Raw genomic sequence first — 14,156 nt, 5'->3', positions numbered from 1 at the left:
AATGTTTTGTTGTTTTAACGTTCGCTGGCTATCAATAGGAAAGTGACAGGCAGCGAACCGTCTACTGGCTTCGTCCATAACTAACTCCAATTAACTGATGTTTTAAAAGGCAATAAGAAGTTGTCGGTTTCCAATGTCAGAAAACCGTTGAGGGAAGGACTTTAAAGTGCCTTCAGATCAATTGAATGTGCGGCCCGTCAGGCTCGGCTTCGCAACCGGAAGCGACGCGCGATGCGTCGACTCGGTGGTTCCTGGCTGTCATCCAGGCTCCAGCGTTGCTGAAGTCGACCCGTCATCGGGCAGACGCGCCAGTTGGCACGCGGGTGTGCCCTGGCAGGGGAAGAAAGGCTGGAAAACGGCGCAATGGCGCGGTTCGCAAGCGTAGGCTCACGGCAGGGCTTGACCCGCATGGTCGAAGCAAAGGCGCGTACGCCGGGCATTACGGTGGTGTTGAAGTTCATAACATGCCTCTGGACCGGACGGACGCCGGTGAGGCAAGTTACGGTGGAGCATCAAGCTCTAGCGCAGCTCACCCGACCGAAAAGTCGAGTCCCGTCATTTTCTGGGTTATGTGCCAGATTCTGCAGTTTCGCAGTAACCCGACAGCGACTAGATACTGTGTCCATTGGATTCCGTAGTGAGTTGAAAAAAGTCCTTCGTCGAAGGCCCGGGCAATTTACTCAGCGAGGTGGAGTACGTCAACCTTAAAAGCCCGATTAATAGTGTATTAAATGGAAAAGTTGCACATTTGATTATTGAGTTCAGCCAAATGACAGTAAGTTGTCTTTCCGGTGACGGAGTGCAGCGAGGGCCGGTTTGAAAATGAGCACAGGACAATCGAACATCGATATCGACTGCGTGGTGGTCGGGGCCGGCGTGGTTGGCGTCGATGACTTGCAGTGGCTGGATGCCGCGCAAGCCCGAGCGTTTGAACCGGCACTGTCCCGATAACAGCCTGCAACCGGCCTACAGCGGCATCCGCCCGAAAATCACCGGCCCGAACGAGCCCGCAGCCGACTTCATCATCAGCGGCCCGACCGAACACGGCGTGCCAGGGCTGGTGAACCTGTTCGGCATCGAATCACCGGGGGCTGACCAGTTGCCTGGCACTGGCCGAGCGGGTGGTGCAGCAACTTACGTAACCCCGTAGCAGTTGCCGGTTATCAGTCGTTGCGATGCCGTGAGCCATGAGGGCTATGCTTTGCAGTGCGCCCATCACCATGGGAGACCTCTGATGATCAACGTACGTACGGCCCGCATGCTTGCCGATTACAAGAACTGGGCCGACCAGCGCCTCTTTGACAGCCTGGCGGCATTGCCGGCGGGTGAGGTCAGCAAAGATCGCGTGTCGGTGTTCAAGAACATGATAGGCACCCTGAACCACATCTACGTCGTGGACTGCATCTGGCAGGCCCACCTCGAAGGCCGAGGGCACGGCTTCAAAACTTCGCATGATCTGTTGCACGCCGACCTTGCCGAACTGCGCATGGCGCAGCGGGAGATTGATCACTGGTATTGCGACTGGAGCGAAAGCCAGACCGAAGCGTCGCTGGATAAACCCGTCGAATTCACGTTTGTCTCCGGTGAAAGCGGCACCATGAGTGCTGGCGCGATACTGATGCATGTGGTCAACCACGCCAGCTATCACCGTGGCTGGGTGATCCAGATGTACTTCGAGATCCCGGCCATGCCACCGGTTACGGACTTGCCGGTGTACCTGCGCGAAACTCAGCCGACGGCTTTCAAGTCGCTGCATGCCCCGGCAGTGGAGCCGCCATGTGCTGTGCAATTTTCGAGCGCAACCAGCGTTCTGCCGGATCGTTATCGTTGACGCCGTTCCAGACCATGGACAGTTCGGACAGCACGATGTCAAACGGCGGGTCGTCGGCACGCAACTGGTTGCTGCCTTCGATCAACGCACACGCGGCATAATCCGGCACCGAGGCGAGCATATCGGTGCCGGCCAGTAACGAGCCATCAATCAAGGAGCTACACTATGTTCAAGATCACACCCAACCCGCCAGAAACCGACACCGACGATGTTTCCCCCTACTAATCCACCGATTCCAAAAAACTCAACACTGCCGCCGACCGCGCCCTCGACTACTACCTCAAACCGGTCATTCCCAAAGACACCCCGCGTAAACCCAGCACCATTTACTTCGTCGGCCCCGACACCGATCACGAAACCCTGCTGGGCATTCAAAACTCCGTGATGTTGGGTGAACTGGCGGTGAACCGGATGCTGGATAACGTCGATCCGCATAGCTAACGCTTATCTGTGGTGAGGCGAAGTCTTGTGGTGAGGGGGCAAGCCCCCTCGCCACAATTGTGTAAAGGTGACAGATCTATTTAGTAAATAGGTCTGTCACCTTTTTTTTAAATTCCTGCTGGTCAACGCCTTTGAGACATTGGCGTCAGCGCACGTCATGTTGAGCGATTTCGGTTATGGGGGCGGATATAAAAATGAAAAAACTCCGATTTCGGTTCTCTGATATTTTTTGTGCGGATGAGTTTAATCGTTATTGCAAAATTTTATAAAGAACTGTCATTTGTTACAGGTGACAACCTAGATTGGAAACCCTAACTTTATTCACGAAGGCTGGGCAATAAGAGCGGTGTTTATAGGTGGGTCGTGTCTGGTTTGTCTTCTGGAGAATACATCACCTTTCATATGGAGAGTCTAAGATGAAAAAACTTCTTGCTTATTATCACGGTTCGGGTGTTCCTGGGTCTGAATCTAATGCAGGGGAGTATGGGTATTTTCGCATACATAGAGTCGCAGAGGAGGGTGCGCTAGTTGGGGTGGAAGCAATGTATGAAAAAGGTCTCGCAGTGCAGTGCGCTGCGGACTGTGAGGTGGGGTGGTATTACGATGGAAATGGGGGGTTTATTACTGCTGAAAAGTTTGAGCAGGTTAAGAAAGACTATCACGCGGCGCATGCAATGCAGCCATCAGTCTCGGGTGGTATTGTTTTTTCAGACGAAACAATAGATCTCTGATTGGGCTGCAATTTCAGTCAGCCAAGTTGCATAACTTGTGGAGATCGCGATAGCGGAGTATCAGGCAAAGATAATTCACCTGATACTCCGCCGTTCTGAGAAAGATTGCTCCCACATAGAGTACGTTGAACTGTTTCAATAAGAAGGGCCGGATGATCCGCTCTTTTTTACGTGGGCGTTTTCAGCACGTCTTGAATAAAAGAACGAAATCAATCCGCACACCCCAAACAACTCGTCCCATTGCAGCCCGACCAAGCATGGTTTTTGGCGGCGCTGCCCCCCCGGCCGATCCCAATGCGCCACCGGTGAAGTAGGTCACCAACGGTGTTCAATCGGCTGATGGCATCCTGAGCCATGGCAAGAAGCTTTCGGGCATCTGGTGTATGTGCGGGCCGGCGCACATTTTAGCCGCTATGAACCGGCTCCGATTCCGTCAGCACTTTGCGGAACGTCTCCACCAACGGCCGCAAATTGATCCGGTGCCACGCCGCCCACAATGGTCGGGTGAAGGCAATCCACGGCACTTCCCGTAGCACCACACCCGGCGGAGCGTTGCGGCTCAGGCCTTTCTGAATCATCGCGATGCCCAGTCCCGAAGCCACCAGAGCCATGGCTGTGAAGGGACCGGTGGCTTCCATGCGGATGTCCGGGGTGAAGCCGGCGCGGATGCAGGCGCTGACGAAGTCTTCGCGGTTGGTGACATTCTGGTGGTGCTGCACGCCGATCCACTCTTGGTCGGCGAGGTCGGCCGGGGTCAATGTGGTCTGATTGGCCAGTGGATGATGCTCAGGCAATGCCAGCAGCATCGGGTCGTCCAGCACTTGAAAGCCCAGCAGATCCGGATCATTTTTGGCCGGTGGTTCGCTGACCAATGCGATGTCGAGGCTGCGTTGGCGCAGGCCTTCAAGCTGTTCAGTGGAGCGCAGGTTGTACAGCGCGACATGCACGTTCGGCCGCTCGACGCGCAACACGCGCAGGGCATTCGGCAACACGCCAGCGTGCATGGCGTTTTCGATGTAGCCGATGCACAAACCGCCTTCTTCGCCGCGACCGAGGCGTTTGCCGAGGGATTCCAGGCGACTGGCGTGGGTCAGCAGGGCGCGGGTTTCGGCGAGGAAGGTCTGGCCGTCGCGGGTCAGGCGGATGCGTTGTTGGCTGCGTTCGAACAGGGTCAACCCCAGGCGTTCTTCGAGCTGGGCGATCTGCCGGCTCAACGGCGACTGGGAAATGTGCAGGCGTTCGGCGGCGCGACCGACGTGTTCTTCTTCGGCGACGGCGACGAAGTAGCGCAGCTGGCGGATGTCGATCATGTCAGACCTCTGGGGACTCAAGTGCTGCGTATTATGTCTTGGACGGTCCGACCGTCGCAATCTAGGATCTGCTCAACGGTAAAGCAAAAACCGCGCTTTGTAGGAGGCGGCTTGCTGGCGATGGCGGTTAATCAAGCGATAACTGTGTTGACTGTTTCAACGCCATCGCCAGCAAGCCGGCTCCTACAGGTTCACGAGACATTCAAGAGGAATTACCCATGAGCTTGAAAGACAAACTGCCCGGCGCGCTGGGTTTTGGTACCGCACCCTTGGGCAACATGTTCCGCGCGATTCCTGAAGACGAAGCGCTCGCCACCGTGCACGCCGCCTGGGATGCCGGCGTGCGCTACTTCGACACCGCGCCGTTCTACGGTTCGGGCCTGTCGGAAATCCGTCTGGGCGCCGCGTTGTCCCGATACAACCGCGACGACTACGTGCTGAGCAGCAAAGTCGGCCGGGTCATTCTGGATGAAGTCGAAGACACTGCGGCCCGTGATTTGGGCGAGAAAAGCGGGGTATTCGAACACGGCCTCCCGAACAAGATCGTCAATGACTACAGTGCCGACGCGACGATGCGCTCCATCGAAGACAGCCTCAAGCGTCTGCAAACCGACCGTCTGGACATCGTCTGGGTGCATGACATCGCGCAGGATTTCTACGGCGATCAATGGCTGGAATACTTCAACCAGGCCCGCACCGGCGCGTTCAAAGTGCTGACCCGTTTGCGCGAAGAAGGCGTGATCAAGGGCTGGGGCCTGGGCGTGAACAAGGTCGAGCCGTGCGAACTGACCCTTGATCTGACCGAAGCGCAACCGGACGGCTTTCTGTTGGCGGGTCGCTACACTCTTCTCGACCACGACCGCGCGTTGCAACGTTTGATGGACGCAGCCCTGGCGCAGAACGTCGAGATCGTGGTCGGTGGTCCTTACAGCTCGGGCATTCTGGCCGGTGGTGCGCACTTCGAGTACCAGCAAGCCAGCCCGGCGATCATCAACAAAGTCGAGCACATCAAACGCATCGCCGCCGCGCACGGTGTCGACATCAAAGCGGCGGCCTTGCAGTTCTCGTTAGCCAACCCGGCGGTGGCGGCGGTGATTCCAGGTTCCAGCCGTCCGGAGCGTATTGCCGAAGACGTTGCCGCGCTGTCGGCGGTCATTCCCGCCGCATTCTGGCAGGCAATGCGTGAGGCAAAACTGGTCTCCGACCGCGCGCCATTGCCGATCACAGGAGTTTGAGCATGAAGATTGATCTGAGTGGAAAACTCGCCATTGTCAGCGGCAGCACCGCCGGCATTGGCCTGGGCATCAGCAAGGCGTTGGCCGAGTCCGGCGCTACGGTGGTGGTGATCGGCCGCGAGACGGCCAAGGTCGAACAGGCGCTGGCGAGCATTCGTCAAAGCGTACCGGACGCGCAGTTGCGTGGCCTGACCGCCGACCTGGGCACTGCCGAAGGCGCCGAAGTGCTGTTCGCCGCCGAGCCGCGCGCGGACATCCTGGTGAACAATCTCGGGATTTTCAACGACGTCGATTTCTTCGATACACCGGACAGCGAGTGGACGCGCTTCTATGAGGTCAACGTGATCTCCGGCGTGCGCCTGTCCCGGCATTACGTGCCGGACATGGTCAAGCAGGGTTGGGGCCGGGTGATCTTCGTGTCCTCGGAATCCGGCATCTCGATCCCGGCCGACATGCTCAACTATGGCGTGACCAAAAGCGCCAACCTGGCGGTGTCCCATGGCCTGGCCAAACGGCTGGCGGGCACTGGCGTGACGGTCAATGCGATCCTGCCCGGCCCGACACTGACCGATGGCCTGGAGCAGATGCTCAAGGACACCACCGCCGCCTCCGGTCGCAGCGTTCGCGAAGAAGCCGATGCGTTTGTGCTGAAAGCGCGGCCGACGTCGATCATCCAGCGCGTGGCGGATGTCGAAGAGGTGGCGAACCTGGTGGCGTACATCGCTTCGCCGCTGTCCTCGGCCACGACCGGCGCTGCATTGCGGGTTGATGGCGGTGTTGTCGACAGCATGGCGATTTGAATTTTTTGATTAACAGAGAGGGTTACATGGCAACTGCATCAGCGTTTGTTGATATCCCGGCTTCGGCCGATGACGTGTGGCAATTGATCGGCGGCTTCAACTCGTTGCCGGACTGGCTGCCGTTTATTCCGAAAAGCGAACTGAGCGAAGGCGGGCGGGTGCGCAGCCTGCAAACCGCGGATGGCGCGGTGATCGGCGAGCGGCTTGAGGCGTTTGATAACGCCGGGAAGACGTACAGCTATTCGATTGCGCAGGCACCATTTCCGGCGACTGAGTATTTGGCGACGATCAAGGTTGAAGCGCAAGGGCAAGGGGCTCGGGTGACGTGGTCGGGTCGGTTCACGCCTGTGGGGGTGAGTGAGGAAGAAGTGGTGGCGTTGTTCGACGGGATTTATCAGGGTGGGCTTCAGGCTTTACGGGCCAACTACCCGGCCTGACGAAAACCCAATTCCCCCTGTGGGAGCGAGCCTGCTCGCGAAGGCGGTCTAACAGTCGACATCACTGTTGAATGTAAGTCCGCTTTCGCGAGCAGGCTCGCTCCCACAGGGTTTTTGTTTTGTCAGGGAGATTCGGGTCAGGACTGCGGGATCAGGCTCTCCCGGCAATCCAGCACCAACCGCGCGCCACCGAGTTCGCTGCTGCCGACCTCCAGCGCAAACCCATGCAGGCTGGCAATCGCCGCAACAATCGACAATCCCAAACCAAACCCGCTTTTTTGATTGCCACCCTCAGCCCGATAGAACCGCTGAAACACCGCTTCGCGCTCGGCCTCCGCAATCCCGGGTCCGGAATCCAGCACTTCGATCCGCGTAAACCCGCCCTCACTGACCCCACGCAAAATCACCTCGCCCCCCGGCGGCGTGAACTTGATCGAGTTGCTCAGCAGATTCGCCACCGCTTCGAACAACAACGCCCGGTCCCCGTTAAGCGCTGGCAACGACACTGGCAGTTGCAGCTTGAAAACCAGTTCGCCTTCTTCCGCCAGCGGCAGGTAGAAGTCATGCAGCTCCTGGAGCAACGGCACCGGGTCCAGTTGCACAAAACCCGAGCGGCGCTGGCGATCTTCCAGCTCGGAAATCCGCAGCAACCCGCGAAAACGCGCCATCAAGGTGTCGGCTTCACCGAGCACAGAATCCAGTTGTACGCCGAGCGTCGAGTCATCTCCGGCCTGCTGCTGAATCCGGTACAGCTGCGCCCGCAGGCGTGTCAGCGGGGTGCGCAGGTCATGGGCGATGTTGTCGCAGACACCCTTGACCTCGTGCATCAAGCGCTCGATGCGCTCAAGCATGGCGTTGACGATGGTGGCGAGCATGTCCAGTTCATCGCGCCGGTTGGACAAGGGCAGGCGCCGGGTCAAATCCCCGGCGACGATGGCTTCGGCGCTGGCCTGGATCGCGCGGATGCGCCGCAGGGGCCGACGGCGCAACAGGTGCCAACCGGCGATGCCCGGAATGATGGTCAAGGTCACGCCCCAGAACAACGCATGAAGGATGATCCGGGTGACGGCGAACAACGAACCGTTGTCGCGCACCAGCACCAGCCAGCGACCGTCGCGGGTCTGGGTCGCTACCGCATCGCAGCTGTCGGCGGGCAGGATCGGGTCGTCGGAGTCGGTGCAATCGCGGAGCATGTGGATCTTGCCGTCCAGCGGCAGGCCTTCGGGGATAAAACGCAGGGCGCCACTGAGGTAGCGATGCTGGTGATCGAACAGGCCATAGGCATCGATGCCACGAATGTCGAAGGTCATGCTGACGGCGAGGGCGTCCACCAGTTGCTCGCCCTGGAAGCGCGAAAACAGATGCTGGCGTTGCATCAGCGAGTGCTTGGCCAGGTTGTCGAGGTAAGCGGACACCTCGTAGTACATGACGCCCATCAGGATCGCGCTCCAGATCACGAACAGCGAACTGTAGAGCGCCAGCAAGCGGCTGCTGGAAGAGCGCCAGCCTTTAGACGGGTTCGGCAATGACATAACCCGAGCCTCGCACGGTCCGAATCAGTGGGGCCTGGCCTTGTGGGTCGATTTTCTTGCGCAGACGGCCGATGTGCACGTCGATCAGGTTGGTGCCGGGGTCGAAGTGGTAACCCCAGACTTCTTCGAAAATCATCATGCGCGACAGAATCTGCCCGGTGTTGCGCATCAGGAATTCGAGCAGTTTGTATTCGGTCGGCAGCAGCGTCAGCAACAGGCCGGCACGGCTGGCTTCATGGCTGATCAGGTTGAGTTCCAGATCAGCTACTTTCAACGTCGTGGCCTGGGCGGTCACGGTGTTCTGGCGGCGCAGCAGCACTTCAACGCGGGCGGCCATTTCATCGGTGGCAAATGGCTTGGTCAGATAATCGTCACCACCGGCGCGCAACCCGCGCACGCGCTCATCGACGTCGGAGAGGGCGCTGATCATCAGGATCGGCGTGGCCACGCCCATCGTTCGCAGCGTGGTGACAATCGCCAGGCCATCGAGCTCCGGCAGCATGCGGTCGAGGGTGATCAGGTCGTAGTCACCACTGACCGCACGCTCCAGGCCTTCGCGGCCATTGTCGACCCAGTCGACATCGAGGCCGTGGCTGCTCAGTTCGGCGACGATTTCCCGGGCGGTCACGGCGTCGTCTTCGATGGTCAAGATGCGGGTCATAGGGCTGGCCTGATTAGCGGTTCTCAATGATGTGCAGCATTTTGCCAAGAAATGATCGCAGTCTTTCTAAATAAAACTTCATGCGCTGATTATTTTGATCAATGCAGAAAACCCGCTGCGTTGAGGCATTCCTTGCAAATTGCATGAGAAAAGGAAGTTCAATCTTTATAAGCTTTTGAAAAACATAGAAATATTTAAAAGACGCGACTGGCACGCTGACTGCAATGGTGCATTTGAAGAGTTGTAACACCATCTTTCCTGCCTGGAGCGATATAACAATGAATAGATCTTCTGATGGTTTCTATAACGTCGCAGAAGAAACGAGCACGCTCTCGGGTGTGTCCTGGGGGGCGATCTTCGCCGGGGCCGCTGCGGCGGCAGCGTTGTCGCTGATCCTGGTGCTGCTAGGTTTCGGCCTGGGTTTTTCGGCGGTGTCGCCGTGGGCCAATGAAGGTGTGAGTGCCAAGGGTCTGGGCATTTCAACCATCGTGTGGCTGGCGGTGACGCAAATTTTGGCGGCCGGGGCCGGTGGTTACATTGCCGGTCGCTTGCGGGTCAAGTGGGCCAACATGCACGGGGATGAAGTGTATTTCCGTGATACCGCCCATGGCTTCCTCGCTTGGTGCGTGGCGACGCTGGTGACCGCGACCCTGGTGGTCGGCTCGGTCAGCAGTGTTGTCAGTGGTGGCATGCAGGCCGGGGCCAATATGGTCGGCGGCGCAGCCAGTGCGGCCACTCAAGCCGCCGGCACCGCGGCTGCCAATACCAATAGCGATCAGTACGGCTATTTCGTCGACAGCCTGTTCCGTGACGATCGTCCGGCCGCCGTCAGCGATGACGCCGCGCGAGGCACCGTGACGCGCATCTTTGTGCGCAGCCTGGGCAACAACGGCCTGAGCGCCGAAGACCGGACCTACCTCGCACAAATGGTCGCCCAACGCACCAACCTGACCCAGGCAGACGCCGAGCGTCGTGTCGATGAAGTCTATGCCCGTACACAAAAAGCTGTGGCCGACGCCAAGGTGGCTGCCCAGCAAGCCGCTGACACCGCCGCGAAAGTCGCTGCCTGGACGTCGCTGTGGATGTTCATCGCACTGCTGATCGGCGCGTTTTTCGCCAGCCTTGCCGCTACCTTTGGCGGTCGTCGTCGGGACGCCGTTGTGTACGTGGAAACCGACACTTACGTCACCACTACCCCAGTCCGCTAACCCAGGAGAATCATCATGCGCTCATTACTGCTGTTCTTTCTTGGCGTGCCGATCCCGATCATTATCCTGATCGCCCTGTTCATGCATTGATCCGCTGAGGCTCATGCCTCTGCCGCTTCCACCTCTGGTGGAAGCGGCGTTTTGCTTTGTGGCCCCCAATAAAGCGAAGATGCCTCACAGGTTTGATCTGGGTTGTTTTTGAAAGGAGAGCAGGGCGTTGGACAAAAAGGAAATCAAGCGGCAACTGATGGCGGCACTCGACGCCGGGAACTCCAAAACCGCGACGTTCAAGGCGTTCTCTGGCGGAACGGTCAAGGACCGGGTACTCGCTTACTGGATCGGCGCCAGGCCGGATCCGGCGCTGCGGGAAAAACACTCGCTCAAGGTCAACATCCTGCTCGCACTGACCTGCCTTCAAGCCTTGCTGGGAGCCGTCACCGGATTTTATCTGGGCTCGATGATCGGCCCCGGTGCCGTGGTGTTTTTCACTTTGTTTGCGGCGCTGGTGCCGCTGGCGTTTGCCTGGGGGTTCTACAAGAACTCGGCGCAGGCCTACACCCTTTACATGATTCTGACCGTCAGCCAGATCGGGCGGATGTTTCAGGGGTATGAGGAAGATCCGGTGATGACAGTGGTCGGTGTGGTGATCACGTTGGCCATGGTGTTTTATGTGGCCTGGGTGAAGGCGTTGCTGTTCCCGGACCTGGGGTTTGTCGGTTCGAAAAAGGTCAAGGGGCAGTTTGTGTTTTCCAACTGATGCTCGGGTGGGGGCCTGGCATTGCACCGCGTTATCGTTCATCGCGGGCAAGCCACGCTCCCACAGGAGAATGCGGTCTACTGTGGGAGCGAGCTTGCTCGCGATGGCGGCATACCTGCCGCCACAGCACTTAAATCTTGCCCGCTTCCTGCTCCTCCAACTGATCCGACTCAAACAACTTAGCCAATTCCGCCCGCGCTTCCTGCGCCGTCTGCAACACCTTCGCCGCATCGTCATACACCGCGTGCTGGGCCTCCAACACCTGCTCATCGTGATGTTTGAAGCGCTTGATCCGCGCATCCGCCTGCGCTTGGGTGAGTCCCAGGCCAACCAGCGTGCGCCGGCTCATTTCCAGGCTCGAATAATAGGTTTCACGAATCGCCTCGGCACCCAGGTCCACCAGGCGATGCACATGCTGGCGGTTACGTGCGCGGGCGATGATTTTGATGTGCGGGTACAGCCGATGCACCACCTCGGCGGTCTTGATGTTGGTGTCTGGGTCATCGGTGGCGATGATGAAATATTCCGCCTGTTCGACCTTGGCCGCGCTGAGGATCTCCGGGCGCATCGGGTCGCCATAGAACACCGGCACGCCGCCGAAACTGCGGGACAGCTCGATGGTTTCCACCGACGTATCGAGCGCCACGAATTTGATGTTTTGCGCCCGTAGAATCCGCGCAACGATCTGCCCCATCCGGCCCATGCCGGCGATCACTACGCGCGGCGCATCGGTGTCGATGTCGCGGAATTTCTCCGGCACCACCACCGGTTGCACCTTGGGTGTATACAACCGGGCGCACAGCAGCAGCAACAGTGGCGTCACCGCCATGGACAGGGTGATGGTCAGCACCAGCAAATCGTACAGGTGCGGCTCGAACAGGCCTTGATCACGGCCGATCTTGAACACCACAAACGCGAATTCACCACCGGCCGCCAGCACGATACCCAGACGCAGCGCACTGACTTTACCCAGGCCACCGGCCAATCGGCCGACCACAAACAGCAGCGGCAATTTGATTGCGATCAACAACAGGGTCAGCCCGAGTACCGCAAGCGGGGCACTGAGCAGCAGACTGAGGTTGGCGCCCATGCCGACGCTGATGAAGAACAGACCCAGCAGCAGGCCTTTGAACGGCTCGATCTGCGCTTCCAGTTCATGCCGGTATTCAGAGTCCGCCAGCAGCAGCCCGGCGAGGAACGCGCCGAGCGCCATGGACACGCCGACCAGGTCCATCAGCCACGCCGTGCCGATCACTACCAGCAATGCCGTGGCGGTGGACACCTCGGGCAGGCTGGTTTTGGCGACGATGCGAAACACCGGACGCAGCAGATAGCGTCCGCCGATGACCACCACCGCAATGCTGCCCAGTACCCGCAAACCGTGATTCAAGTCTTCAGCAGCGGTGGAGGTGTGGTCACCACCGGCCAGCAGGGGGACCATGGCAATCAGCGGGATGGCAGCGATGTCCTGAAACAGCAGGATCGCAAACGCCAATCGACCGTGGGGGCTGGTCAGTTCCTTGCGCTCGGCCAGGCTTTGCAAGCCAAACGCAGTGGACGACAGGGCAAGGCCAAGACCGAGCACGATGGCACTGTTCAGCGGCTGGCCGAAGACGAGCAGCGCAAGTACACCAATCACCGAGCCGGTCAGCAGCACCTGCGCCAGGCCCACGCCGAACACCGATTTGCGCATCACCCACAGGCGTCGTGGCGACAGCTCCAGGCCAATGATGAACAGCAGCAACACCACGCCGAGTTCGGAAATATGGCTGACGCTTTGCGGATTGCCGATCAGCCCCAGCACCGACGGCCCGATGAGGACGCCGGCAAACAGATAACCCAGCACGGCTCCCAATTGCAGGCGCTTGGCCAAGGGCACGGTGAGCACCGCCGCGAACAGAAACACGACAGCGGCTTGCAACAGGTTGCCTTCATGGGGCATGGCTTACTCCAACACTCGATACGGCGGAGCGCCAAGGATAAAGGCTGCGGCCGGATGCGTCAGCCAAGTTGACTGACAAACCGCAATCGCGAGCAGGCTCAGTCCCACATTTGATCTTCAGTGAACACAAATGTTGTGCCCGACTCAGATCCAGTGTGGGAGCGAGCCTGCTCGCGAAGACGCCCGGACGGGCAACCCATCACTCAGATAAACGCCTCGATATGCGCCATCCCCCGAGCCACATATTCTTCCTTCTCACCCACCGGCGCGAAGTTGTGCAACACCTCCCGCGCCGCTTCAGTGCTTTTCAACCGAGCCAGAAACCACACCGCCAAATACTGCGCCGACAAACATCCACCCGCCGTGGCGATATTCCCATTGGCATAGAAAGCCTGATTCACCACATTGACCCCAGCCGCCTGCACCCAGGGCTTGCTGATGGCATCGGTGCAAGCAGGGGCATCACCGAGCAAGCCGAGCCTGGCCAGCAAAAAGGTCCCCGAACACTGCGCGGCCAGTAACTGGCGGCTAGGGTCAAAGCGCAACTGATCCATGATCGTCGGATCCTCAGCCACTTCACGGGTCTTGCGGCCACTGCCGACCAGCACCGCATCCGCCTGGCAGGCTTCGGCCAGATCAATGTGCGCATCAATGGTCAAACCATTCATGGACGTGACGCGCGGCGTCGGCGAGGCAATGCTCACGCGCCAGTCCTTGTCACCCAGCAGCGACACGCGGCTGAGCATGCCGTAGGCGATCAGGGAATCGAGCTCGTTGAAACCGTCGAAGGTCAGAATGGCAATGTGCATGGCGGTTGATCCTGAGTGAATTCACGCAGCCTACGCCGACCCGAGGCGCGATTCCCGGTACAGTCCCGCACAGATTCATCGCAACAGTAAGGAATGATTCACCGCGAGCACAGTCGGAGTTCAGGTGCCATGACATTACTGGAGGATCACCCATGAACTGCAAAACCCTCATCGCCGCCCTGGCGATTGCCGCTGGCGTAGCCGGTATCAATCCCGTCGTTCAGGCGGCGGAGTCCCCTCAGAAAACCGTCCAGCCCGGCGTCAACAACTCCCGCGAACTGGTGATCGGCGACCGCGCTCCGGACATCTACCAACGCAGCGAAAAAGCCCTCGCCAACTGGCAGGCCAAAGGCCTGAAAGCCCCGAAGGATCAGGCGCAGTGGGTGCAAATCAATGACAAGTACATGATGGTGATGATCACCAACGGGACGATTGTGGACATCACGCCGGTGGAGCGTTAGG

Annotated in this window: 15 protein-coding genes and 3 pseudogenes; 11 read left to right on the top strand and 7 right to left on the bottom strand. The window is 59.0% G+C overall.

The genetic code is table 11. The features are described from left to right. Window positions 1-197 precede the first annotated feature (197 nt). Window positions 198-461: a hypothetical protein gene (locus tag AC07N8_RS20385; RefSeq protein WP_493145755.1), complete on the bottom strand. Its 264-nt coding sequence runs from the start codon at window positions 459-461 to the stop codon at window positions 198-200. Window positions 462-822: 361 nt separating this feature from the next. On the opposite strand from AC07N8_RS20385, the gene AC07N8_RS20380 reads away from it, so the two are divergent. The 3 genes and pseudogenes from AC07N8_RS20380 (at window position 823) to AC07N8_RS20370 (ending at window position 1,831) form a co-directional block, all read left to right on the top strand. Next, a complete protein-coding gene (locus AC07N8_RS20380; protein ID WP_493145756.1) occupies window positions 823-951 on the top strand; it encodes a hypothetical protein in 129 nt (42 codons plus the stop codon). Beyond that, a pseudogene (locus AC07N8_RS20375) lies at window positions 944-1,142 on the top strand (FAD-dependent oxidoreductase); the annotation flags it as partial. The gene AC07N8_RS20380 and the pseudogene AC07N8_RS20375, both read left to right, overlap by 8 nt. A 92-nt stretch (window positions 1,143-1,234) precedes the next feature. After that, window positions 1,235-1,831 (top strand): DinB family protein, encoded by a 597-nt coding sequence (locus AC07N8_RS20370; RefSeq protein ID WP_493145757.1) that lies wholly within the window; start codon window positions 1,235-1,237, stop codon window positions 1,829-1,831. Here AC07N8_RS20370 and AC07N8_RS20365 read toward each other — a convergent pair. Further along, a pseudogene (locus AC07N8_RS20365) lies at window positions 1,743-1,973 on the bottom strand (LysR family transcriptional regulator); the annotation flags it as partial. The gene AC07N8_RS20370 and the pseudogene AC07N8_RS20365 overlap by 89 nt on opposite strands. A 23-nt stretch (window positions 1,974-1,996) precedes the next feature. Here AC07N8_RS20365 and AC07N8_RS20360 point away from each other — a divergent pair. Together AC07N8_RS20360 and AC07N8_RS20355 are read left to right on the top strand one after the other, a co-directional pair. Further along, window positions 1,997-2,272 (top strand): annotated as a pseudogene (locus tag AC07N8_RS20360) (DUF6124 family protein). A 416-nt stretch (window positions 2,273-2,688) separates the two neighbouring features. Then, window positions 2,689-3,003, top strand: a complete 315-nt coding sequence (locus AC07N8_RS20355) for a hypothetical protein (protein WP_493145758.1) — start codon at window positions 2,689-2,691, stop codon at window positions 3,001-3,003. Window positions 3,004-3,407: 404 nt separating this feature from the next. On the opposite strand, the gene AC07N8_RS20350 is transcribed toward AC07N8_RS20355, so the two are convergent. After that, complete coding sequence (locus AC07N8_RS20350; RefSeq protein ID WP_493145759.1) at window positions 3,408-4,313, bottom strand: LysR substrate-binding domain-containing protein; 906 nt, start codon at window positions 4,311-4,313, stop codon at window positions 3,408-3,410. Between the two features lie 218 nt (window positions 4,314-4,531). Between AC07N8_RS20350 and AC07N8_RS20345 the strand changes: the two genes are divergently transcribed. From AC07N8_RS20345 to AC07N8_RS20335, 3 genes are read left to right on the top strand one after another with little or no spacing between them, the layout of a single operon-like run. Further along, on the top strand, window positions 4,532-5,548 hold the full coding sequence (locus AC07N8_RS20345; protein ID WP_483839656.1) for an aldo/keto reductase: 1,017 nt from the start codon (window positions 4,532-4,534) through the stop codon (window positions 5,546-5,548). 2 nt (window positions 5,549-5,550) lie between these two features. Further along, the gene (locus AC07N8_RS20340) at window positions 5,551-6,348 is read left to right on the top strand and encodes an SDR family NAD(P)-dependent oxidoreductase (protein WP_483839655.1); all 798 of its coding nucleotides are present in this window, start codon (window positions 5,551-5,553) and stop codon (window positions 6,346-6,348) included. Window positions 6,349-6,374: 26 nt separating this feature from the next. Then, complete coding sequence (locus tag AC07N8_RS20335; protein WP_493145760.1) at window positions 6,375-6,785, top strand: SRPBCC family protein; 411 nt, start codon at window positions 6,375-6,377, stop codon at window positions 6,783-6,785. A 137-nt stretch (window positions 6,786-6,922) separates the two neighbouring features. Here the strand turns inward: AC07N8_RS20335 and AC07N8_RS20330 are convergent, their stop codons facing one another. Then, complete coding sequence (locus tag AC07N8_RS20330; protein WP_493145761.1) at window positions 6,923-8,317, bottom strand: sensor histidine kinase; 1,395 nt, start codon at window positions 8,315-8,317, stop codon at window positions 6,923-6,925. Then, the gene (locus AC07N8_RS20325; protein WP_140669879.1) at window positions 8,295-8,978 is read right to left on the bottom strand and encodes a response regulator transcription factor; all 684 of its coding nucleotides are present in this window, start codon (window positions 8,976-8,978) and stop codon (window positions 8,295-8,297) included. The genes AC07N8_RS20330 and AC07N8_RS20325 overlap by 23 nt, the downstream gene beginning before the upstream one ends. 278 nt (window positions 8,979-9,256) lie before the next feature. On the opposite strand from AC07N8_RS20325, the gene AC07N8_RS20320 reads away from it, so the two are divergent. Both AC07N8_RS20320 and AC07N8_RS20315 read left to right on the top strand, forming a co-directional pair. Beyond that, on the top strand, window positions 9,257-10,186 hold the full coding sequence (locus AC07N8_RS20320; protein ID WP_493145762.1) for a hypothetical protein: 930 nt from the start codon (window positions 9,257-9,259) through the stop codon (window positions 10,184-10,186). Between the two features lie 217 nt (window positions 10,187-10,403). Beyond that, window positions 10,404-10,943, top strand: a complete 540-nt coding sequence (locus tag AC07N8_RS20315; protein WP_493145763.1) for a hypothetical protein — start codon at window positions 10,404-10,406, stop codon at window positions 10,941-10,943. A 130-nt stretch (window positions 10,944-11,073) separates the two neighbouring features. Here the strand turns inward: AC07N8_RS20315 and AC07N8_RS20310 are convergent, their stop codons facing one another. Further along, on the bottom strand, window positions 11,074-12,885 hold the full coding sequence (locus AC07N8_RS20310) for a monovalent cation:proton antiporter-2 (CPA2) family protein (RefSeq protein WP_483839650.1): 1,812 nt from the start codon (window positions 12,883-12,885) through the stop codon (window positions 11,074-11,076). Window positions 12,886-13,088: 203 nt separating this feature from the next. Then, window positions 13,089-13,694: a DJ-1/PfpI family protein gene (locus tag AC07N8_RS20305; RefSeq protein ID WP_483839649.1), complete on the bottom strand. Its 606-nt coding sequence runs from the start codon at window positions 13,692-13,694 to the stop codon at window positions 13,089-13,091. A gap of 152 nt (window positions 13,695-13,846) precedes the next feature. On the opposite strand from AC07N8_RS20305, the gene AC07N8_RS20300 reads away from it, so the two are divergent. Beyond that, window positions 13,847-14,155 (top strand): RcnB family protein, encoded by a 309-nt coding sequence (locus tag AC07N8_RS20300; protein ID WP_493145764.1) that lies wholly within the window; start codon window positions 13,847-13,849, stop codon window positions 14,153-14,155. The last annotated feature ends 1 nt before the right edge of the window (window position 14,156 follow it).

Source organism: Pseudomonas sp. GW821-FHT10C09 (assembly GCF_059415465.1).
The sequence above is the reverse complement of the archived record's forward strand: the minus strand, read 5'-3'. Positions and strand labels throughout refer to the sequence as shown.

What these genes read in the sequence shown, in the direction of transcription:
- AC07N8_RS20380 (WP_493145756.1), top strand. Translation starts at nt 823, where the DNA reads ATGAGCACAGGACAATCGAACATCGATATCGACTGCGTGGTGGTCGGG.
- AC07N8_RS20320 (WP_493145762.1), top strand. Translation starts at nt 9,257, where the DNA reads ATGAATAGATCTTCTGATGGTTTCTATAACGTCGCAGAAGAAACGAGC.
- AC07N8_RS20340 (WP_483839655.1), top strand. Translation starts at nt 5,551, where the DNA reads ATGAAGATTGATCTGAGTGGAAAACTCGCCATTGTCAGCGGCAGCACC.
- AC07N8_RS20305 (WP_483839649.1), bottom strand. Translation starts at nt 13,694, where the DNA reads ATGCACATTGCCATTCTGACCTTCGACGGTTTCAACGAGCTCGATTCC.
- AC07N8_RS20325 (WP_140669879.1), bottom strand. Translation starts at nt 8,978, where the DNA reads ATGACCCGCATCTTGACCATCGAAGACGACGCCGTGACCGCCCGGGAA.
- AC07N8_RS20385 (WP_493145755.1), bottom strand. Translation starts at nt 461, where the DNA reads ATGAACTTCAACACCACCGTAATGCCCGGCGTACGCGCCTTTGCTTCG.
- AC07N8_RS20330 (WP_493145761.1), bottom strand. Translation starts at nt 8,317, where the DNA reads ATGTCATTGCCGAACCCGTCTAAAGGCTGGCGCTCTTCCAGCAGCCGC.
- AC07N8_RS20370 (WP_493145757.1), top strand. Translation starts at nt 1,235, where the DNA reads ATGATCAACGTACGTACGGCCCGCATGCTTGCCGATTACAAGAACTGG.
- AC07N8_RS20300 (WP_493145764.1), top strand. Translation starts at nt 13,847, where the DNA reads ATGAACTGCAAAACCCTCATCGCCGCCCTGGCGATTGCCGCTGGCGTA.
- AC07N8_RS20350 (WP_493145759.1), bottom strand. Translation starts at nt 4,313, where the DNA reads ATGATCGACATCCGCCAGCTGCGCTACTTCGTCGCCGTCGCCGAAGAA.
- AC07N8_RS20355 (WP_493145758.1), top strand. Translation starts at nt 2,689, where the DNA reads ATGAAAAAACTTCTTGCTTATTATCACGGTTCGGGTGTTCCTGGGTCT.
- AC07N8_RS20335 (WP_493145760.1), top strand. Translation starts at nt 6,375, where the DNA reads ATGGCAACTGCATCAGCGTTTGTTGATATCCCGGCTTCGGCCGATGAC.
- AC07N8_RS20310 (WP_483839650.1), bottom strand. Translation starts at nt 12,885, where the DNA reads ATGCCCCATGAAGGCAACCTGTTGCAAGCCGCTGTCGTGTTTCTGTTC.
- AC07N8_RS20345 (WP_483839656.1), top strand. Translation starts at nt 4,532, where the DNA reads ATGAGCTTGAAAGACAAACTGCCCGGCGCGCTGGGTTTTGGTACCGCA.